Source organism: Janthinobacterium sp. BJB446 (assembly GCF_002735655.1).
GTDB classification, from domain to species: Bacteria; Pseudomonadota; Gammaproteobacteria; order Burkholderiales; family Burkholderiaceae_D; genus Janthinobacterium; species Janthinobacterium lividum.
The window spans coordinates 2,107,670-2,127,401 of record NZ_PDZK01000001.1 but is presented as its reverse complement, the minus strand read 5'-3'; the positions used below and the strand labels follow the sequence as shown (position 1 = coordinate 2,127,401).

The 19,732-nt window shown below is 64.8% G+C and carries 17 protein-coding genes; 10 read left to right on the top strand and 7 right to left on the bottom strand.

Going from position 1 to position 19,732, the window contains the following annotated elements:
- Nucleotides 1–93: 93 nt before the first annotated feature.
- Entirely contained in the window at nucleotides 94–2,421 is a 2,328-nt protein-coding gene (locus CSQ92_RS09375) for a penicillin-binding protein 1A (RefSeq protein ID WP_257219177.1), read from the bottom strand.
- A gap of 199 nt (nucleotides 2,422–2,620) precedes the next feature.
- Between CSQ92_RS09375 and CSQ92_RS09370 the strand changes: the two genes are divergently transcribed.
- Nucleotides 2,621–4,888 carry an OPT family oligopeptide transporter gene (locus CSQ92_RS09370; RefSeq protein ID WP_099393951.1) on the top strand — a complete coding sequence of 756 codons (2,268 nt, stop codon included), beginning with the start codon at nucleotides 2,621–2,623 and terminating at the stop codon, nucleotides 4,886–4,888.
- A gap of 56 nt (nucleotides 4,889–4,944) precedes the next feature.
- Here CSQ92_RS09370 and CSQ92_RS09365 read toward each other — a convergent pair whose 3' ends face one another.
- Entirely contained in the window at nucleotides 4,945–5,874 is a 930-nt protein-coding gene (locus CSQ92_RS09365) for an AAC(3) family N-acetyltransferase (protein ID WP_099393950.1), read from the bottom strand.
- Complete coding sequence (locus CSQ92_RS09360) at nucleotides 5,867–7,060, bottom strand: terpene cyclase/mutase family protein (RefSeq protein ID WP_099393949.1); 1,194 nt, start codon at nucleotides 7,058–7,060, stop codon at nucleotides 5,867–5,869. Before CSQ92_RS09360 ends, CSQ92_RS09365 begins: the two co-directional genes overlap by 8 nt.
- Before the next feature lie 146 nt (nucleotides 7,061–7,206).
- Between CSQ92_RS09360 and CSQ92_RS09355 the strand changes: the two genes are divergently transcribed.
- The gene (locus tag CSQ92_RS09355) at nucleotides 7,207–7,434 is read left to right on the top strand and encodes a hypothetical protein (RefSeq protein WP_034755374.1); all 228 of its coding nucleotides are present in this window, start codon (nucleotides 7,207–7,209) and stop codon (nucleotides 7,432–7,434) included.
- A gap of 9 nt (nucleotides 7,435–7,443) precedes the next feature.
- On the opposite strand, the gene CSQ92_RS09350 is transcribed toward CSQ92_RS09355, so the two are convergent.
- The 4 genes from CSQ92_RS09350 to CSQ92_RS09335 form a co-directional block, all read right to left on the bottom strand.
- Nucleotides 7,444–7,824 carry a hypothetical protein gene (locus CSQ92_RS09350; protein WP_099393948.1) on the bottom strand — a complete coding sequence of 127 codons (381 nt, stop codon included), beginning with the start codon at nucleotides 7,822–7,824 and terminating at the stop codon, nucleotides 7,444–7,446.
- Between the two features lie 13 nt (nucleotides 7,825–7,837).
- Nucleotides 7,838–9,541: a hypothetical protein gene (locus CSQ92_RS09345; RefSeq protein ID WP_099393947.1), complete on the bottom strand. Its 1,704-nt coding sequence runs from the start codon at nucleotides 9,539–9,541 to the stop codon at nucleotides 7,838–7,840.
- A 12-nt stretch (nucleotides 9,542–9,553) separates the two neighbouring features.
- Nucleotides 9,554–10,246 carry a UPF0149 family protein gene (locus CSQ92_RS09340; protein WP_099388050.1) on the bottom strand — a complete coding sequence of 231 codons (693 nt, stop codon included), beginning with the start codon at nucleotides 10,244–10,246 and terminating at the stop codon, nucleotides 9,554–9,556.
- 130 nt (nucleotides 10,247–10,376) lie between these two features.
- Nucleotides 10,377–11,825, bottom strand: coding sequence for a peptide MFS transporter (locus CSQ92_RS09335; protein ID WP_440589170.1), 1,449 nt, complete (start codon nucleotides 11,823–11,825; stop codon nucleotides 10,377–10,379).
- 368 nt (nucleotides 11,826–12,193) lie between these two features.
- Between CSQ92_RS09335 and ppnN the strand changes: the two genes are divergently transcribed.
- The 8 genes from ppnN to CSQ92_RS09295 all read left to right on the top strand — a co-directional run bounded on the left by ppnN (nucleotide 12,194) and on the right by CSQ92_RS09295 (nucleotide 19,723).
- Complete coding sequence (gene ppnN, locus CSQ92_RS09330; protein WP_034782951.1) at nucleotides 12,194–13,564, top strand: nucleotide 5'-monophosphate nucleosidase PpnN; 1,371 nt, start codon at nucleotides 12,194–12,196, stop codon at nucleotides 13,562–13,564.
- Between the two features lie 203 nt (nucleotides 13,565–13,767).
- The gene (locus CSQ92_RS09325) at nucleotides 13,768–14,835 is read left to right on the top strand and encodes a LacI family DNA-binding transcriptional regulator (RefSeq protein WP_099393946.1); all 1,068 of its coding nucleotides are present in this window, start codon (nucleotides 13,768–13,770) and stop codon (nucleotides 14,833–14,835) included.
- Between the two features lie 210 nt (nucleotides 14,836–15,045).
- Nucleotides 15,046–15,852, top strand: coding sequence for a transporter substrate-binding domain-containing protein (locus CSQ92_RS09320; protein WP_092605401.1), 807 nt, complete (start codon nucleotides 15,046–15,048; stop codon nucleotides 15,850–15,852).
- Nucleotides 15,853–15,943: 91 nt separating this feature from the next.
- Nucleotides 15,944–16,636: an amino acid ABC transporter permease gene (locus CSQ92_RS09315; protein ID WP_099393945.1), complete on the top strand. Its 693-nt coding sequence runs from the start codon at nucleotides 15,944–15,946 to the stop codon at nucleotides 16,634–16,636.
- 1 nt (nucleotide 16,637) lies between these two features.
- Nucleotides 16,638–17,288 (top strand): amino acid ABC transporter permease, encoded by a 651-nt coding sequence (locus CSQ92_RS09310; RefSeq protein ID WP_099393944.1) that lies wholly within the window; start codon nucleotides 16,638–16,640, stop codon nucleotides 17,286–17,288.
- Entirely contained in the window at nucleotides 17,275–18,009 is a 735-nt protein-coding gene (locus CSQ92_RS09305) for an amino acid ABC transporter ATP-binding protein (RefSeq protein WP_099393943.1), read from the top strand. The genes CSQ92_RS09310 and CSQ92_RS09305 overlap by 14 nt, the downstream gene beginning before the upstream one ends.
- Nucleotides 18,006–18,752, top strand: a complete 747-nt coding sequence (locus tag CSQ92_RS09300) for a sugar phosphate isomerase/epimerase family protein (RefSeq protein ID WP_099393942.1) — start codon at nucleotides 18,006–18,008, stop codon at nucleotides 18,750–18,752. Before CSQ92_RS09305 ends, CSQ92_RS09300 begins: the two co-directional genes overlap by 4 nt.
- A complete protein-coding gene (locus tag CSQ92_RS09295) occupies nucleotides 18,749–19,723 on the top strand; it encodes a sugar kinase (protein ID WP_257219176.1) in 975 nt (324 codons plus the stop codon). Before CSQ92_RS09300 ends, CSQ92_RS09295 begins: the two co-directional genes overlap by 4 nt.
- Nucleotides 19,724–19,732: the final 9 nt, after the last annotated feature.

Below are 19,732 nucleotides of genomic sequence, written 5' to 3'. Positions count from 1 at the left end.
CGAGGCGTAGCGTAATCCGACACGCGCGGACGGCGGCTCATGTCGGGTTACGCCGTTCCGGCTAACCCGACCTACGCGAACTGCCCTTTACCATCAGTTCGTGGTTTCTGGCGGCACCGTCTCCGGCACTGCCGCCGGGTCGGTCGGCGTCTCCATATCCATATCCAGCGTTTTCACGCCGTTCATGTCGATGAATTCATCGTACTGCCATTCGCCATCGACCTGGCTCAGGCCCGCCGGCACGGCGCGCGTGATTTGCGGGCGCGTCGACAGGGCCGTGCGCATGTAGTCGATCCAGATCGGCATGGCCAGGGTCGAGCCGAATTCGCGTCCGCCCAGGGACTTGGGCTCGTCATAGCCCATCCACGCCACGGCCACGATGCCGCCGCCATAGCCGGCGAACCAGCCGTCGACGGCGTCGCTGGTGGTACCCGTCTTGCCGGCGATGTCGCTGCGTCCCAGTTTTTTCGTCGCCGCGGCGCCCGTGCCGGTGCGCGCCACTTCGCGCAGCATGCTGTCCATCACGAAGGCGTTGCGCGGGTCCAGCGCCAGGGTCTTGTCGTCGTTCGGCGCGGGCGGCTTGGTCTGCATCAGCACCGCGCCCTTGGCGTCGACGATGCGGTCGATCAGGTAGGGTTCCACCTGGTGGCCGCCATTGGCGAACAGGGCGTAGGCGCCCGCCATCTGCACGGGCGTGACGGAACCCGTGCCCAGCGCCATGGTCAGATTGCTTGGCTGGCGGGCCGGGTCGAAGCCGAATTTTTCCATGAAGTCGTGCGTGTACGACACGCCCAGCGCGCGCAGGATGCGTACCGAGGCCACGTTCTTCGACTGCGCCAGCGCGTAGCGCATGGTGATGGGACCATCGAACTTGAAGTCGTCATTCTGCGGCGCCCAGACCTTGCCGCCCGCCTGCATTTCCAGCGGCGCGTCGTTGATCAGGGTGGCCGGCGAAAAGCCTTTTTCCAGCGCCGCCGAATACACGAACGGTTTCATGGCCGAACCGGGCTGGCGCCACGCCTGCGTCACGTGGTTAAACTTTTGCAGGTTGTAGTCGAATCCGCCCACCATGGCGTGGTAGGCGCCCGTCTCAGCATCGAGAGAGACGAAAGCGGCGGCCACCAGCGGCACTTGCGTGATGGCCCAGTTGCCCTTGGCGTCCTGGGTGATGCGGATCACGGCGCCCGGGCGCAGCTTGATGCCGGCGCTCGCCTTGGCGGACAGCGCAGGGGCGGCAAAGCGCAAGCCGTCGCCCGTGATGGCCTTGGCGTCGCCATCGCCCGTGTCGGCGATCACTTTGCCGTTCACCACTTCCGTGACGACGGCGGCGATCAGGCCATCGCTGTCCGGGCGTTTTTGCAGCGCCGCGTCGATGGCGTCGTCGCGCTGCTCGGCCTCAAGCGGCATGTCGATGAAGGTCTCCGGGCCGCGGTAGCCGTGGCGCTGGTCGTAGGCGATGACGTTGCGGCGCGTCGAGGCGTAGGCCGCGTCCTGGTCCGCCTTCAAAATCGTCGTGTAGACGCTGATGCCCTTGGTGTAGCTGCCTTCCTTGAACTGCGCAAACACGGCCTGGCGCGCCAGTTCGGCCACGTATTCGGCGTGCGTATCGAATCCCTGCTTGCCGCGGGTATTGATATGCAGCGGCTGGGCCAGCGCCTGCCGGTACTGGCCTTCGCTGATGTAATCGAGTTCGCGCATGCGTTTCAATACCAGTTGCTGGCGCGCGTGCGCCTTTTTCGGATTGCTGATCGGGTTGTGGCGCGAGGGGTTTTGCGGCAGTCCGGCCAGCATGGCCATTTCCGCGATCGACAGTTCCGACAGGGGCTTGCCGAAATACGTCTGCGCCGCGCTGCCGAAGCCGAACGAGCGCTGGCCCAGGTACATCTGGTTCATGTACAGCTCGAGGATCTGGTCTTTCGACAGGGCAGCCTCGATTTTCAGGGCCAGCATGATTTCATTGAGCTTGCGCGAGGCGACTTTTTCACGCGTCAGGAAGAAGTTGCGCGCCACCTGCATGGTGATGGTGGAGCCGCCGCCGTGGCCGAAGCCGTGGCGCAGGTTCGACAGCACGGCGCCGCCGGCGCGCACGAAGTCGATGCCGTGGTGTTCGTAGAAGCGGCCATCTTCGATGGCCAGCAAGGCTTTCTTCATCATTTCCGGCACTTGCGCGATTGGCACGAAGTCGCGGTGTTCCTCGCCGAATTCGCCGATCAGCACATTGTCGGCCGTGTACACGCGCAGCGGTATCTTCGGCTGGTAGTCCGTGATGACGTCCAGTTCGGGCAGGCGGGGGCGCACGTACAGGAACAGCCAGGCAGCCAGCAGCACGGCTGCGGCCAGCGCGGCGCAGCCGGCGATGATGAAGCCGCGCACGGCGGCGCGGCGGGAAGGCCAGGGGAATCCGGTTCGTTTGTCAGTCAAGGCAGTCTCACGTGAGCGTGCAAGGCACGGTGGCAGCGATTATAGACCAATGCGCCAGCGCTTCCTGTGCGGGCATGGCGGCGGGGCCGGGCTCAAAAAACCTTTTCATCGAAACGCGGCTGTGCGATAGTCTCGGCTTCAAGAAAATAGCCCGGACGTCGATCCGGGCTGTTTATTTTTAAAAATTAAGGAAATATCCATGGCAAAAGATGCAACACCGAGCGTCGTGAAGCCCTACATCCCGGCCGATGCGAAGCTGCCCGAGATGACCTTCCGAGCGCTGTTCATGGGCGTCATCCTGGGGATGGTCTTTGGCGCCTCCTCGCTGTACCTGGTGCTGAAAGTGGGCCTGACCGTCAGCGCCTCGATTCCCGTCGCCGTGATCGCCATCACCCTGTTCGGCCTGGCCAAGAAGGTGGGTGGCAAGGATTCGTCGATCCTGGAAAACAGCATCACGCAAACGGCCGGTTCGGCCGGCGAATCGCTGGCCTTCGGCCTGGGCGTGACCATGCCCGCCATCCTGATCCTCGGCTTCGACCTGGAAATCTCGCGCGTCATGCTGGTCGGTATCCTCGGCGGCCTGCTGGGCATCCTGATGATGATCCCCATGCGCCGCACCATGATCGTCGACCAGCACAAGGAACTCAAATTCCCCGAAGGCACGGCTTGCGCCGAAGTGCTGAAGGCGGCCGCCACGGAAGAATCGCGTATCGCCGCCGGCGAAAGCATCGAGAAGGATTCGGCTGCCGCGCTGGACGCCAAGCGCCGCGCCAAGATCATCTTCGGCGGTTTTGCCGTCGGCTTGCTGTATAAAGTCTTCAATATCTCGTTCAAGGGCTGGAAGGATACGCCGGGCGTGGAATTTGCCGCGCCGCTGAAGGGCGGCTCCATCGGCGCCGAGATCTCGCCTGAATTGCTGGGCGTGGGCTACATCATCGGCCCGCGCATCGCCGCCACCATGGCGGCCGGCGGCGTGCTGTCGTACCTGCTCCTGATCCCGATGATCAAGTTCTTCGGCGACAGCCTGACCACCGTGCTTTCGCCAGGCACCAAGTTGATCAGCGAAATGGGCGCCGACGATGTGCGCAGCGCCTACGTGCTGTACATCGGCGCGGGCGCCGTGGCCGCCGGCGGCCTGATTTCGCTGGTGCGCGCCATGCCCATGATCTGGCGCAGCCTGTCGGCCGGCCTGAAGGGCATCGGCAAGGGCGCCAAGACCAATTCCACCTTGCGCACGGACCAGGATATCCCCCTGAAATGGGTCATCATCGGCTGCCTGTCCATCATCGCCGTGATCACTTTCGCCACGCCGCTGCACATGAATTTCCTCGGCGCGCTGCTGATCCTCGTCTTCGGCTTCCTGTTCGCCACCGTGTCGTCGCGCCTGACGGGCGAAATCGGCTCGTCGTCGAACCCGATCTCCGGCATGGCCGTGGCTACCTTGCTGTTCACCTGCCTGATCTTCCTGATCATGGGCTGGACGGGCGGGCGTTACTATGTGACGGCCCTGTCGGTGGGCGCCATCGTCTGCATCGCCGCCAGCAATGCGGGCACCACGTCGCAGGACTTGAAAACGGGCTACCTGGTGGGCGCCACGCCGCGCCTGCAGCAGTACGCGATTCTGGCGGGCGCGCTGTCGTCGGCCCTGATCCTCGGACCGATTTTGCTGAAACTGAACGAAGCGAGCACCGTCTACGTGCCGGCCGCGCAAGTGGCGCCTGGCCTGACGGTCGATGCGTCGAAGCTGACGGTGACGGGCGAACTGCATGGCCCGCAAGCCGAGACGGACCACAACACGTATAAAGTCTGGCAAAAGACGGACACCGTGGGTGGCCCGGCCGGCAAGTATTTCGTCAAGGAAGACGGCCAGCTGGCTTACCTGGTCGATCCGGGCATCAATGGCCATTACAGCAAGCGTCCGGACGGTTCGGAAGTGAAGAAATACGATGCGCCTAAGGCCGTGCTGATGTCCTACATCATCAAGGGCATCCTCGACCAGCAGCTGCCGTGGACCCTGGTACTGTTTGGCGTGATGATCGCCGTGGTGCTGGAAATGGCCGGCATTCCGTCGCTGGCGTTTTCCGTGGGCGTATACCTGCCGCTGTCGTCCACCTTGCCGATCTTCGTCGGTGGCCTGGTGCGCTGGCTGGCGGACCGCCGCAACAACAAGCTGGAACACAACGCGAAACTGAACGAGGAAGAGCGCCAGCTGGCGGGCGACCGCAGTTCGGGCGTGCTGCTCGCTTCCGGCTACATCGCCGGCGGCGCGCTGGCTGGCATCATCATCGCGATCACGGCCGGCGTGCTGACGCACTTCGACCAGATGATGGCCGACTGGGCCGAGCACGGCAACCCGTTCTACGCGGGCCTGCACTCGGACGCGCTGTCCCTGCTGCCGTATGCGGCCATCATCGTGCTGCTGTATATCGTGGCGCGCGAGAAGAAAGCGGGCAGTTCGCAGGCTTGATGTTGTAGCCAACCCAAGGAAAACCGCCCGGCGTCATGACGATCCGGGCGGTTTTTTTATGCGCGCCCGATGGGCCGCGCCGCCAGTTGCGCCGCGCTCGCGTAGATCGTCACGTGCTCAATGGCCAGTCGGTGCAGGTGCGCATAGAACGCCTGCGCCGGAATGCACCACGCCGCCGCATCGCCAACTTGCCCGTTGATGCGCAGCCCGGCGGCATCGAATTCCCGGTGAAAGTAATCGCGCAGGTCGCCGCGGCCGGGCTGGTCGATGCGGCGCTGCGCGATTGCCGGCTCGAAAGGGCGCACGGGCACTTCCCAGCGACGGCCCGCGTGGTCCAGGCAAGCCAGCAGCTTTGTATCGTCTTCCCATACGGGCACGGGAAAGGCGTCGCCCATGGCGTCTTCCAGCGCGTGATAGAACGTCACCGGTCCCATGGAAATGCCGAGGCCCAGCACCTTCGCGTGGTCGCAGCCGATGAACCGCTGCCAGGGCGAGTCGATGCCGAAGATCGAGGGCGCGCGGTGGTGCGCCTCGGTGAGATATGCTGCATGGCGGCCCCACGCGGACACGGAGTGGGTCGGGTGGATGCTGCGATGGATCGCATCGCTGGCCAGGAAGGCTTCCGGCAAGCGCCCCATGTGCGTGCCATGGCGGCGCGGGTCGAACACATAGCCTGGCATGGCGCAGGCGGCGCGCAGCGTGCCGCCCGGCAGATAGTAGGTGGGCAGCAGCAGGGTGCCTTGCGGGCCGACGGCGTCCTGCAGGGCGCCTATCACGGCCAGCGCGCCGCCTTCCACGTAGCCGAGGCTTTTCAGCGATGAATGCACGAACAGCGTATCGCCTGGCGCCACGCCGAGCCTCGCCAGGCCGGCGGCCAACCCGGCGCGCGTCACGTGGGGCGCGCTGTGGCGCACATGCCGGGCGCTGGCGGCGCGGCGCCATGCGTCCAGCGCGGCGTGGATGGCGTTTCTTGCATGTTCAAGCATCGCCGATGTCCATTTCCAGCAGGTTGGCATCGATGCAGAATTTGGCGGCCCAGTTCAGGTAAGCCCAGGTGCCGTAGTCGCCATCGACGGGAAACGAGCCCTTGACGCCGCCGCGCGCGTGCGCGGGACCGTCGATGCTGACCGAGCGCCGCACGAAACTATTCAGGCGGCGAGCCGCATCGCGGTAGCGCCGTTCGCCCGTGATCTGGTACAGCAGGAACAGACAATGCGCGTTTTGCGCGGAACCCGTGAGGCAGGCGTAGCTGGCCCCTGGCTGGAAGTCGGGACCGAGGCGGCCGGCCAGGTGGCCGTCGGCCGCCACGGCCCTGGCGATGCCCGTTCCGGTGCGCGCGGCGGCGTCCAGCAGGTCGGCGCGCGCCGAAAAGCGGTGCGCTTCGAGCAGGCCGCGCAAGGCGTAGCCGATGGTATGGGTCAGGGGCTGCAGCGGGTTGTCCAGGCAATTCGAGGCGAACCAGCCGTTGGGACGCTGTTTGGTCAGCGCCCAGTCGACCTGGCGCAGGCCGGCCGCGCCATAGCCGTGGCCCGGCGCGACGCGGTCCGCTTCGAACAGGCCCCACGCCACGTGCGTTTCATAGGCCTTGTCGCCGGCGCTGGCGAACGGGGTCGGATGTCGGCGCCAGCAGCCATCGGCATCCTGGCTGTCGCGCAGCCACCTTGCCGCGCGGTGCATGGCGTCCTGGTATGCCGCGCCGTACGCTTGCACGCCGGCGGCCAGGCCAAGCAGGATCTGGCCCGTGTTGAAGGTGACGGGCACGCGCGGCGTGGAATCGATCTTCCCGCCCTGGTAACCGCCTTCCGGGAACTGGATGGCCACGCACCAATCGAGCATGCGCCGCGCGCGTCCGTGCAGCGCATCATCCCCGCCCTCGTCGCCCGTGCGCTGCGCCAGGGCGATGAGGGTGGGGATGATGTAGCCGGTGGTCTCCGGGTAGGAGCTCGACCAGCCTGTCAGCAGGCTGTAGTCGCGCGCGACGCCGCCGTCGTTTGATCTGGAATTGTCCTGCGCCGCGCATAGCCAGGCCGTGCAGGCATTGACGACGGCTTGCGGGCCGGGGTCGAAGGCAGGCAAGCCGCGCCGGTCCGACAGGCGCTCCATGCGCGCCGCTGCCGGCAGGCTCGCCTGCGGCGCCAGTGTATTCCGGATCTTCGTGAGCAAGGTGCGCATGGCAGCGATGGCGTGGTGGTTGGCTCCGGTTACTGTAGCGCTGGCAGCTGCTATGCCGATTGACTTGCCGCAAGGTTTTGTCGTCGCATCGCTGCCGCCGGAATTGACGCATAATGGATGCCTCACCACCGTTGACGAGGCCCGCCATGAACAATGTCACGCTTGAGTACTCGGTCGTCACCAATCCCGACTCCTTTGTCGGCTTCAAGTACTACGTCAAGGCGGGACAGGCATTCGATGCCGACGATTTCGCCTATTCCTACAAGCTGAAACGCTCCGACCTGGACCCGGACAGCGTGCTGGCCACGCGCGAGGCGGCGGCGAATCTGCAGCCGGGCGAGTGGCTGACGGTGTCGCATTCGATTGCGGCGTAGCCGGCAGCCCTACGCTGGCGCAAACCAGGCGCGCAATTCATCCTCGGCGCGCTGCGCCGTCTCCCGCGTCAAGGTCAGCACGATGATCTTTTCCTGCGCCGGGCGGTGCCCATCGCTGCCGGCCAGCTCGATGGCTTGCTCGAAGCTCGTGTAGCCGTGGCCGCATTCATGCGGGCATTGCTGCACGATGCGCGCCGCCTTGCCGGCGTTCCTGTCGGCCAGGTTGACGATGGGATTGCCGTCATGGAACGGCTGGCCATTGGCAAACGCGGTGCGCAGATACGTCGTGCACTGCCCGTCGAGGAAGGCCAGGCGCGCCTGCCACCAGGCCTCTGCCGCCGCATACGCGGCCTGGTCCTCGAGAAAATCGGCAAACAGGAAGTCGTTCATATGGTTTCCTTGGCTAGATGCCGAACACTTTCAATATGGCGTCCGTAAAACCCTCGAACCAGCTGCCCACCTTGCCCGGCTGCTTGCCGTGGCGCGGGGTTTCTTCGTACAGGTAGACGCCATTGTCGCCGTCGAAGCGGTCGTTGAGCAACGCTTGCTGGCCGCGCAGGTAGGGGATGAAGGTTTCGCTGCGCAGGGTCGAATACAGCACGTCGGTGGTAAAGCCCAGGGTGGCGGACTGGCTGATGGAGCGGCCCTGGCCGGCCCGTTCCAGGCGCACGCCGCGGCAGCCGCGCACGATCAGGGTGACGGGGCCGCGAAAGACGATGAAGCGCAGCTGCAGGGTGAGCCAGGCGTGCAGGCTGCCCAGGCGCCAATGGCTGCTGATCGCCAAAGGCTGGCCCGCATCGGTGATCAAGCCGACCAGTCCCCGTGGCTGGAACACGAGGGCGCTGCCGGCAGGCAGGTGGACGACGGCCACTTCCAGCAGCGGGTCGTCGCTGGCGGAAATCGTCACGGATGCCGTCGTTTCGCTTTCCAGCCGCGTCAGCGCCACCATGCCGGCGGCCAGGCTGGTGAACGGGAAGCGCCAGTCCAGCAGCCACTGTGTGCGTTTGATGCTGCTGACGGGCGACGATTGCAGGTATTCGGGATGGAGCAGCATCTGCTGCCCAGGTTTTAGCTGTAATGCCTGCGACACGGCGGAGATGCGCGATTCGCCATGCGGCGGCAGGGGCAGGGAGCTGCCATTCAGCTGCAGTTCGCGCGCGATCGACAGCGGCGGCAAACGGGAAGCGACGGGCGCCAGCACGAAGTAAAAGAAAGCCTTGATGGCGACGGGCAGCAGGATGGCCGACAGCACCAGCAGGGCGGCCGTGGGCGCCACGTCCAAGACGGGGGCGCGCCAGCGGGCGATCCAGTTGCGCGCCAGTTGTCCTTCGCCCGCCGCGATGGCCTTTTGCACGGGCGCCAGCGCGCCGGCCAGCGCTGGCTCGTCGATGGCAAATGGGGCGGGGCGGGCGGCGGTCGTGGCGTTGCCGGTGCGCGCGCGCTGCGCTGCCCAGGCCTGGTAGGCTTGCAGATTGATCTCGCGCAGGCGCTGGCCCTGCGCTTCAAGCAGCGACAGCTGCGCGTAAGCGTCGCTGCCGGGCAGGCGGGCCGCCACGGGGTGCCGCGCTTCCAGTTCCCGGCGCTGGCGCAGGTTGTGCTGCAGCGCCGCATACGCGCTCACGTGTGCCGCGTGCAGGCGCGCCAGCGTCTGCCGCGCATCCTCGCCGCTCAGGGCCGCTTGCAGGGCGGTCAGATAACGGGCTTCCTGCACCAGCACTTCGATCTCCACGCGGCGCGCGGCTTCCTCCTGCGCGTGCAGGGCCAGGGTGTTCGTATCGGGCAGGGGAAGGGTAAACAGCGATGGCTGCTGCCGCGCGCGCAAGGCCGCCAACTGCGCCTGGACTTGCGCCAGGCGGGCCGTGATGGCTGTTTGTGAGGTTTTTTGCAGGGCGTTGACGCGCGCCGTGGCCGCAGCGGCCAGGCCAGCGCCATGCTTGTCGGCGCCGTCGGCGGCCAGCCTGAGTGCGGCGATGGTCTCGCTGCTGGTGCTGTAGGCGCGCCATTCGGCCAACAGCAAGCGTCCGGCCAGCAGGATGACGATGAACAGGGCGAACTGCAGCGCGTGGCGCAGCAGGAAGCGCAGGATGGCCGTCAGCAGCTGGCGCAAGCTGGCGTCGCCTTAGCCTTGGCTGGCCGCGCTATCGGCGTCGGCGCAGCATTTCTTGTACTTTTTGCCGCTGCCGCAGTGGCACGGGTCGTTGCGGCCCGTCTTCGGCACTTCGCGCAAGACGGTGGCGCCGGGCTGGCTGTGAGCCTGGCTTTTCAGGTGGCGCTGGCGCGCCCAGGCCGCGTTGATGGCGATCACGGAAGGAATTACGCCATCCATGGCCGTTTCGGCCGCATCGTCATCGAGTTCGCCGGCCGTGGCCAGGTGCTGGAACGGCGCCAGGTATTGCGGGTGGCTGACGGCCAGGGCCGCCCACTGGGGCTTGTCCAGGCTGGTGCCAAGGACAAAACCGGCGCACCAGGCGGGCACGCTCCATTCGGGGCCGCATACGTAGATGGGCTCGAAACTGTCCGGGTCTTTCGCCAGCCATTCGACCATGTAGGCATGGTGGCGCTGCGCCAGGCTGGCCGCCCGTTCGCTGGCTTCGTCCTGTGCCGGCAAGGCGCTGCCGGCAGCCTTGTCCCAGACCCAGGGCAGCCATTGTTCCGGCGTGATCTGTTTCGGGCTCAGGGCGACGGCCGTGAGAAAACCTTCCAGCATCGACACGTCCATGGCACGGCTGGCCAGCGCAGGCGCGGCCAGCAGGGTGTCGAGTTCGGCGTATTCGTCGTCGGAGAGGGGCGAGGTGGTGGAGATGCTGGACATGGGATTTTTCAGTAATGTGGGTGGATGGCCGCTGGCCCTGGCGGTATTGTACCGCCAGGCAATGGGAAAAACGGCGCCGGAATGAAAAACGGCGGCCCGCAGGCCGCCGTTGTCAGCTATGGCAGAAAACTTACTTCACGCCGTGCATCAGTTTGTTGATCAGCGGTGCGATCAGGAACAGCACGACGCCGGCGCCCAGCAGGGACCAGAAGCCGAAGGTGTAGCCGGACAGTGCCGATTGCACCGACATGCCGCTTTCGCCGCTGACGTGGCTGGCGAAGATGCCGGACAGGTTGTTGCCGATACCGGTCGACAGGAACCAGCCGCCCATGCCCAGGCCGACCAGGCGCACTGGCGCCAGCTTGGTGACCATCGACAGGCCGATAGGCGACAGGCACAGCTCGCCGATCGATTGCAGCACGTACACGGTGGCCAGGGTCCAGAACGGGATCTTGTTATCGGCGCCAACCAGGCTCGACAGAGCGAAGATCAGCAAACCGAAGGCCAGGGCATTGCCCAGCAAGCCCAGGCCGAATTTGCGCGGGATCGAAGGATTGACGTTGTGGCGCGCCAGGAAGACCCAGACGGCGGCGATGATCGGCGCGAAGACGATAATGGCGACCGAGTTGACGGTCTGGAAGTAGGCGGTCGGGAAGATCCAGAAGCCCAGGTCGCGGTTGACGATCTTGTCAGCCAGGAAGGTAAACGAGCTGCCTGCCTGTTCGAAGAACATCCAGAACAGGATGTTGAAGACAAAGATCAGCAGCATGGCGATGACGCGGTCACGCGCCACTTTACCGTTGCGTATGCCTTCGATCATCAGCATCACGGCCAGGCCGATGAACAGCGCGGTCAGGACGATTTGCAGTTTTTCAGCGCCGACGGTCAGCAGGAAGTACACGAGCGGGATCACGCACAGGGAGCCGACGGCCACCCAGATGACGCGCATCGGGTTGCCTGCGCCGGCTTCCGGAGCGCCGATGCCCTTCAGGGCGCGGCGGCCGATGGCGAACCATACCAGGCTGATGAGCATGCCGAAACCGGACGCCATGAAGACCATCTTGTACGAAGGCATGGCGCTGGTGCCGAAGATCGACTCGGCCAGCCACTGGGTGAAGACAGGGGCAACCATGGCGCCCATGTTGATACCCATGTAGAAGATCGTGAAGCCACTGTCGCGGCGCGGATCGGCTGTCGTGTACAGCTTGCCGACCATGGTCGAGATGTTCGGCTTGAACATGCCGTTACCGACGATCATGGTGGCCAGGCCCAGGTTGAAGATGTCCTGGTTCGGTACCGAGATGCAGAACAGGCCGGCAGCCATGAAGACGGCGCCCAGCAGGATGGAGCGCTGGTAACCGATGACCCGGTCGGCGATGTAGCCGCCGAACAGGGCGCCGGCGTACACCAGCGCGAGGAAGGAACCATAGGTAAGGTTGGCCGCAGCCTGTCCCGAACCGTCGCCGCCGTGGAACTGGGCAACGATGTACAGTACCAGCGCCCAGCGAACTCCGTAGAACGCGAAGCGTTCCCAGAATTCAGTCATGAACAACATCCACAATGGGCTTGGATGGCCCATAATCTGCTTGAACTCGGGAATAACGGCTTCCTTGTTGGGCGTAGTCGCACCGCTCATGCGGTTCCTCCTGAAAAATTATTATAGTCAATCGATACAACGAACTTATGGAAGCCTGCGGGCGGCGGGGACTCTCATGAAGAACCTCACGCACGGGAATTCCAATAGGCTGGCATTCTAATCTACAAATTGCGCTGAGCGAAGATTTCGATTCGCATTAGCAAGAATGACTGTTTCATATTAGTCAAACCGGTTTGCAGGCAAGGGCGGCCCGGGCGATTTTGCGGCGGCACAGCACAACTTGCCTGACTTGTCGTATATTAAGGCTGCAAGACCTTCGAGCATCGATTTTTAAAGGGATTTTTCGCATTATGGAACACGACGTTATCGATACTCTGGTTTCACCGGAAGGCCGCCTGGACGTGCTCTCCAAGACTGAAGTCAACAAACTGCTCGACACCAGCCAGGGCGGCCTGTACAACACTTTCCGCCGCTGCGCGCTGGCAGTGCTCAATTGCGGCAGCACCATCGACGATGGCCGCGCCCTGCTGGAGCGCTACCAATCGTTTGAAATCTCCATCATCCAGCGCGAGCGCGGCATCAAGCTCGACATCAAGGGTGCGCCGGCCATCGCCTTTGTCGACGGCAAGATGATCAAGGGCATCCACGAGCACCTGTTTGCCGTGCTGCGCGACATCATCTTCGTCAGCGATGAAGTGACGGGTAACCCGAAATTCGACTTGCAGAGCACGGAAGGCGTGACGGACGCCGTCTTCCACATCCTGCGCAACGCGAACGTGCTGCAAACCCAGCTCAACCCGAACCTGGTCGTGTGCTGGGGCGGCCACTCGATCAACCGCGCCGAATACAATTATTCGAAGGAAGTGGGCTACCAGCTGGGCTTGCGCGGCCTCGATATCTGCACCGGTTGCGGCCCCGGCGCCATGAAGGGCCCCATGAAGGGCGCCACCATCGGCCACGCCAAGCAGCGTTTGCACAATGGCCGCTATCTGGGCATCACCGAGCCAGGCATCATCGCGGCCGAATCGCCGAACCCCATCGTCAACGACCTCGTCATCATGCCGGACATCGAGAAGCGCCTGGAAGCGTTCGTGCGCGCGGGCCACGGCATCGTCGTGTTCCCCGGCGGCGCCGGCACGGCCGAGGAGATTTTGTATATCCTCGGCATCCTGCTGCACCCGGACAATGCCGAGATTCCTTTCCCGCTGATCTTCACGGGCCCGGAAACCTCGCGCGAGTACTTCGTGCAGATCAACCAGTTCATCAGCGACACCCTGGGCCCGGAAGCGCAGCAGCGCTACAAGATCATCATCGACGACCCGGAACTGGTGGCGCGCGAAATGCTCGAAGGCATACGCCAGGTGCGCGAATTCCGCAAGGCGCACAGCGACGCGTATTACTTCAATTGGCTGCTGAAGATCGACCACGAATTCCAGAAGCCGTTCCAGCCCACGCATGAAAACATGCGCAACCTGAGCCTGCACAAGAACCAGCCCACGCACTTGCTGGCGGCCCAGCTGCGCCGCGCGTTTTCGGGCGTGGTGGCGGGCAACGTCAAGGATGACGGCATCCGCTCGATCGAAGAGCACGGCAACTTCGAGATCCACGGCGACAAATCCATCGCCGGCCCCATGGACGCGCTGCTCGCTTCCTTCGTGGCGCAGCACCGCATGAAACTGGCGGGCACGGCATACGTGCCTTGCTATACCGTGGTCCAGTAAGTCGTTTTTCAAGCAGCGCCGTCCGCCCCCTGCGTGTGCAAGGGTAGGGCGGCGCCTTTCATCCGCGTTCCCGGCCATGCCCCCATCGTGTTCCTTCGCCGCCACAGGCAATCAAATCGCTTGCGTCATCGATTCGTGGGTGCTATCTTTGGAACCGGTTCCAAAATAAAAATATGCATATCAACAGGTAGTGGAGATCAACCTTGGATTCAGTACGCGGCAGCAAAAAAACAGTCTCCGGCGAGCCGGCCCGGCCCGTGACCATCGCCCAGGTGGCGCGCGAGGCGGGCGTGTCGAAGACGAGCGTGTCGCGCTTTCTCGGCGGCGAACTCGATGCCCTGTCCGAGAACATCCGCCAGCAGATCACCAGCACCATCGCGCGCCTCGGCTACCAGCCGAACCAGATGGCGCGCGGCCTCAAGCGTGGACGCACGCGCCTGATCGGCATGGTCGTGGCCGACATGCTCAATCCCTACACGGTGGCCGTGCTGCAAGGCGTGGAGGCGGCTTGCCAGCAGCATGGCTATACCTTGATTCTGTGCAATACCGGCAATGACGAACTGCGCGAGCGCCAGTCGCTTGCCGCGCTGCGCTCGTACAGCGTGGAAGGGCTGATCGTCAACACGCAGGGGCGCAATATCGAGTCGTCCGATTTGCAGCAGGCGGGCATGCCCATCGTGCTGGTCGACCGCCGCATCGAAGGCGTCGATTTCGACCTGGTGGGCCTGGACAATGTGCAGGCTGGCCGGCTGGCCACGGCGCATCTGATCGGGCAGGGTTTCGACGCCATCGCCTTTGTCGCGCCGCCCTTGACGGGTGTCAGTTCGCGCCTGATGCGCGCCGACGGTTTCCAGTCCGTGATGGCCGAGCATCCGGGCTGCGTGGGCGAAGTGCTGGCGGTGGACCTGGACGACCGGCCTTCCATCGACGCACAGGTGCGTCTATGCCTGGCGCAATGGCGCGGCCGCCGCGTGGCGCTGCTGGCCTCGAACGGCATGGTGGCGCTGGAACTGGCGCTGATGCTGCAACGCCTTGCATTGCGCATGCCGCAGGACGTGGGCTTGCTGGGCTTTGACGAATTGCCATGGTCGCCGCTGGCTGGCCTGAGCACGATCGAGCAGCAGACCTATGAAATCGGCTTTTCGGCGATGACGTGCATGCTGTCGCGCCTGCAGGGCGATCAGTGCCCGCCGCGCGAGGTGCTGTTGCCAGGCAAGCTGATTGTGCGCAATTCTACCCAGGGTAGCGAAGTGCGCAAGGACGGCGATTGACGGGAAGAGGGCGTTTGCCCTTTTTTTTGGGTAAGTAATGGAACCGGTTTCATAAAAGGTGTTTTCACCGGAAAGGGGCATGAATCGGCAAGGCAGGGCAATGGCAGGAGGTTGGTACAACACGGCAAGAGACGATCTGAATCGTCCATTTGACAATATTTCCGGAAATGCCTCGACGAGGCCGGTACCGGGATCACAGGAGACGGAAACATGAAGATGACCACACTGTTCTATTCGAAAATACTGGCTTGCGCACTGGCAGCCACGTGCGCCCTGGGCGCAGCCGCCGACGCCGGCGCCCAGACGCTTGGCGACCTGATCAAGAAAGGGAAGCTGACCATCGGCGTGGTCAGCGGCACGCCGCCGTTTGGCAGCATCGACGCCAAGGGCGTGCCCGTCGGCTATGACGTCGACGTCGCCAACCTGATCGGCAAATACCTGAACCTGCCCGTGGAAGTGGTGCCCCTGACGGCGCCGTCGCGCGTGCCGTCGCTGGAATCGGGCAAGGTCGATTTTCTCGTGGCGACCCTGGCGCCCACGCCGGAGCGGGCCAAGACACTGATGTTTACCATGCCCTACAGCGCGTTTGAGTTGGCGATCGTCGCGCCGGTCGGCGGTAAACTCAAGGCCCTGGCCGACCTGAAAGGCAAGAAGGTGGGCGTGACGCGCGGCACCACGAATGACACGGCGCTGAGCCGCATGGCGCCGGCCGGCACCAGCATCGTGCGTTTCGAGGATGATGCCACCGTTACCCAGGCCTTGCTCAGCAAGCAGGTCGATGCCGTCTCGATCCCCAGCACGATGGCGCTCGACATCATCAAGACGCGCGGCGCGGGCAAGATCGAGGTCCGCTTCGCCTACTCGCTGCAACCGAACTCGATGGCGGTGCGCCGCGGCGACTTCGAACTGCACCAGTGGCTCAACAACTTCATCTACTACGTCAAGCTGAACGGCGAACTCGACGCCATCGCGCGCAAGTGGAGCGGCGCGCCGCTGCCAGCGCTGCCGACCTTCTGATACCGCCACCCGCACAGGGAGAGTGTTTGTCCGCACGGCGCGCCGCCATGGTGGCGTCGCCGGGGATGCGCACGTAGAAAAGGAGTTGAGTATGCCGTATGAATTTCATTTCGAACTCGTCATGCAATCGCTGGACCGCCTGTTGTGGGGTGCGGCGCTGACGATACGCCTGAGCGCCCTGTCCATGGTGCTGGGGCTGGCGGTGGGCGTCTGCGCCGCCGTCATCCTGAAGAATGGTCCCGCCTATGCCCGCGCGGTGGTGCGCGCCTATGTCGAGATCATCCGCAGCACGCCATTCCTGGTGCAGCTGTTCATCATTTACTTCGGCTTGCCGTCGCTGGGCCTGCAGCTCGACGCGAACGGCGCCGCGCTGGTCGCCATGACGGTCAACCTGGGCGCCTACGCGGCGGAAATCGTGCGCGCCGGTATCGGCGCCGTGCATCCGTCGCAGCTGGAGGCGGCGCAGGCGCTGGGCATGACGCGCTGGCAGGTGATGCGCCACGTAGTGCTGCTGCCGGCGCTGGAAAAAGTGTATCCGGCGCTGGCCAGCCAGTTCACGCTGATGATGCTTGCCTCGAGCGTCGTGTCGGCCATTTCCGCCGAAGAACTGACCGCCGCGGCCCACCTGCTCGACGCGGAAACCTTCCGCAGCTTCGAGATCTACATCGTCGTGATGGTGCTGTACATCCTGCTGGCCCTGCTGTTCCGCTTCGGTTTCTGGGTGCTGGGCCAGATCGTCTTCAAACGCCGCCGCCGTCTGGGCGCGGTGCGCATGGGAGCATGACATGATCAGTGATTTTTCCTGGGATAACCTGCAATTCCTGCTCGAGGCCACGCGCTGGACCATCGGCCTGTCGCTGATGGTCTTCATCACGGGCGGCATCGCCGGCTTCGCCGTGGCGCTGCTGCGCACGGCGCGCAGTCCCGTCCTGCGCTGCATCAGCGCCCTGTACATCCAGCTGATCCAGGGCACGCCCGTGCTGATCGTGCTGTTTCTCACCTATTACGGCCTGGCCCTGTTCGGCTACAAGCTGTCGCCGGTCATCGCGGCGGGGGCGGCGATGACGATCTTTGCCAGCGCCTACCTGGGCGAGATCTGGCGCGGCTGCATCGAAGGCGTGCAGCGGCAGCAGTGGGAAGCATCGGCCGCGCTGGCGCTGAACCGCTACCAGCAGCTGCGCTACGTCATCCTGCCGCAGGCGCTGCACCATTCGCTGCCGCCGACGGTGGGCTTCATGGTGCAGATCATCAAGAACACTTCGATCACCTCGATCATCGGCGTGGTGGAACTGACGCGGGCAGGGCAACTGGTCAGCAACGCGACCTTCCTGCCTTTCATCGTCTTCCCCGTCGTCGCCCTGATCTACTTCGCGCTGTGCTATCCGCTGTCGCGCTACAGCCATTCACTGGAAAGGAAATTCCATGCCCATCGTTGAAATTGACAATATCAGCAAGAGCTTCGGCGCCAACCATGTGCTCAAGGGCGTGTCGTTCGCCGTCGAGCGGGGCCAGGTGATCGCCGTGATCGGCCGCAGCGGCTCCGGCAAGAGCACGATGCTGCGCTGTATCAACGGCCTGGAAACCATCGACAGCGGCAGCATCGTCGTGGCCGGCCATACGCTGACGGCGCGCCAGGAGCATCTGCTCGACTTGCGCAAGGATGTCGGCATGGTCTTCCAGAGCTACAACCTGTTCCCCCACCTGACCGTCGAAGAAAACGTCATGCTGGCGCCGCGCATCGTCAAGAAAGTGCCCGACGCCCAGGGCCGCGCCACGGCGCTACGTGTGCTCAAGCAGGTGGGCCTGGACCACAAGCGCGAAGCCTATCCCGAGCAGCTGTCGGGCGGCCAGCAGCAGCGCGTGGCGATCGCCCGTTCGCTGGCGATGGAGCCGCAAGTGATGCTGTTCGACGAAGTGACGTCGGCGCTCGACCCCGAGCTGACGCAGGAAGTGCTGAAGGTGATGGAAGAGCTGGCGCAGGCCGGCATGACGATGCTGCTGGTGACGCACGAGATGGAGTTCGCGCGGCGCATGGCCGACGTCACCGTCTTCATGCACCAGGGAACGGTGTGGGAGAGCGGGCCTTCGGAAGCCTTCTTCAGCAACCCGCAAACGCCCGAAGCGCGCCAGTTCGTCGGCGCGGGAGCGATCAAGTGAGCCCCGTCCTGGTGGCGGCATCGGCCTATGGCGCAAGCAGGGTACGGCAATTGGGGCAAAGCCATTTCATCGACGTGGTGGCCGATGCGGGCGGCGCCGGCATCGAGATCCGTCGCGAACTGTTTACTTCCGACTTGCCGGACCTGGCGCGCATGGGCGCGGCGGTGGCCGCGCGTGGCCTGTACTGCGTGTATTCCACGCCCATCGAATTGTGGGGCGCGGACGGATTGCTGCAGCACGAGCTGCTGCAGCAGATGCTGGACGAGGCGGCGCGCCTGGGCGCGCGCTACCTGAAGGTGTCGCTCGGTCATTACCCGGCCGCGCCGGAGCTGCCGGCCTTGAAGGCCCGGCTGGCGTCCGCGTCCGTGGCACTGCTGGTGGAAAACGACCAGACGGCCCATGGCGGCAGGCTGGCGACGATGGCGCGCTTCCTGGCGGCGGCGCGCGAAGGCGGACTGCCGGTGGGGCTGACCTTCGACATCGGCAACTGGCGCTGGGTGGGCGAGGACGCGCAGCAGGCAGCGCGCCTGCTGGCGCCGTACGTGCGCTATGTGCACTGCAAGGCTGTCCTTGACGACGGCGGAAGGCTGTCCGCCTGCGCCGTTTCCGAGGCCGATCCGGCCTGGCGCGCCGTCTTCGCGCACTTTGCGCCGGGCGTGCAGCGGGCCATCGAATTCCCGCTCGAGGGCGCCGACCTGGTGGCCGAAACGGGCCGCTACATTCAAATCCTGGAGGCCGCATGATCAAACACGAAATGCTGCAAGGGGAGCACGCGCTTGATGTCGTCACCTACGGCGAGGCGATGGCGATGTTCGTTGCCGAGGAAACTGGCGACCTGGCGGCCGTGGCGCATTTCACGCGCCGCCTGGCCGGCGCCGAGACGAATGTCGCCATCGGCCTGGCGCGCCTGGGCTTGCGCGTCGGCTGGCTGAGCCGGGTGGGCGACGACTCGTTCGGCCGCTTCATCCGCGCCAGCGTGCAGGCCGAGGGCGTCGATTGCAGCCGGGTCGTCACCGTCGCCGGCCAGTCCAGCGCTTTCCTGCTCAAGGAGAAGGCCGAGAACGGCGCCGATCCGCTGGTCGAATACTTCCGCAAGGGTTCTGCCGCCAGCCGGCTGGCGCCCGAGCACTTCGACCCCGCCTATTTCCTGTCCGCTCGTCATCTGCACGCCACGGGCGTGGCCGCGGCGCTGTCCGAGACCAGCCTGGCATTCGCCGGCCAGGCCCTTGACTTCATGCGAGCCAACGGCCGGAGCGTATCGTTCGACCCGAATCTGCGGCCCTCGCTGTGGCCGTCGCAAGCCGTGATGGTGGAACAGATCAACCGCCTCGCCGCCAAGGCGGACTGGGTGCTGCCCGGCCTGGGGGAGGGGAAAATCCTCACCGGCCACGACCTGCCGCACGACGTCGCCGGCTTTTACCTGCAGCAGGGCGCGCGGCTGGTGGTCATCAAGCTGGGCGCCGAGGGTGCCTATTACCGCACGGCCGATGGCGACAGCGGCATGGTGCTGGGCGAGCGCGTGGCCAACGTGGTCGACACGGTGGGCGCCGGCGACGGCTTCGCGGCCGGCCTGGTCAGCGCCTTGCTGGAAGGCTTGCCGCTGGCGCAGGCGGTCAGGCGCGGCAACCGGGTCGGCGCCTTCGCCATCCAGGTGGCCGGCGACATGGAAGGCTTGCCGACCCGCGCCCAGCTCGACGCGCTGGTCCCATCTTGAACCGAACAG

Coding starts and splice junctions, on each gene's coding strand:
- CSQ92_RS09370 (WP_099393951.1), top strand. CDS start 2,621: ATGGCAAAAGATGCAACACCGAGCGTCGTGAAGCCCTACATCCCGGCC.
- CSQ92_RS09365 (WP_099393950.1), bottom strand. CDS start 5,874: ATGCTTGAACATGCAAGAAACGCCATCCACGCCGCGCTGGACGCATGG.
- CSQ92_RS09360 (WP_099393949.1), bottom strand. CDS start 7,060: ATGCGCACCTTGCTCACGAAGATCCGGAATACACTGGCGCCGCAGGCG.
- CSQ92_RS09355 (WP_034755374.1), top strand. CDS start 7,207: ATGAACAATGTCACGCTTGAGTACTCGGTCGTCACCAATCCCGACTCC.
- CSQ92_RS09350 (WP_099393948.1), bottom strand. CDS start 7,824: ATGAACGACTTCCTGTTTGCCGATTTTCTCGAGGACCAGGCCGCGTAT.
- CSQ92_RS09340 (WP_099388050.1), bottom strand. CDS start 10,246: ATGTCCAGCATCTCCACCACCTCGCCCCTCTCCGACGACGAATACGCC.
- CSQ92_RS09335 (WP_440589170.1), bottom strand. CDS start 11,825: ATGGGCCATCCAAGCCCATTGTGGATGTTGTTCATGACTGAATTCTGG.
- ppnN (WP_034782951.1), top strand. CDS start 12,194: ATGGAACACGACGTTATCGATACTCTGGTTTCACCGGAAGGCCGCCTG.
- CSQ92_RS09320 (WP_092605401.1), top strand. CDS start 15,046: ATGAAGATGACCACACTGTTCTATTCGAAAATACTGGCTTGCGCACTG.
- CSQ92_RS09315 (WP_099393945.1), top strand. CDS start 15,944: ATGCCGTATGAATTTCATTTCGAACTCGTCATGCAATCGCTGGACCGC.
- CSQ92_RS09310 (WP_099393944.1), top strand. CDS start 16,638: ATGATCAGTGATTTTTCCTGGGATAACCTGCAATTCCTGCTCGAGGCC.
- CSQ92_RS09305 (WP_099393943.1), top strand. CDS start 17,275: ATGCCCATCGTTGAAATTGACAATATCAGCAAGAGCTTCGGCGCCAAC.
- CSQ92_RS09295 (WP_257219176.1), top strand. CDS start 18,749: ATGATCAAACACGAAATGCTGCAAGGGGAGCACGCGCTTGATGTCGTC.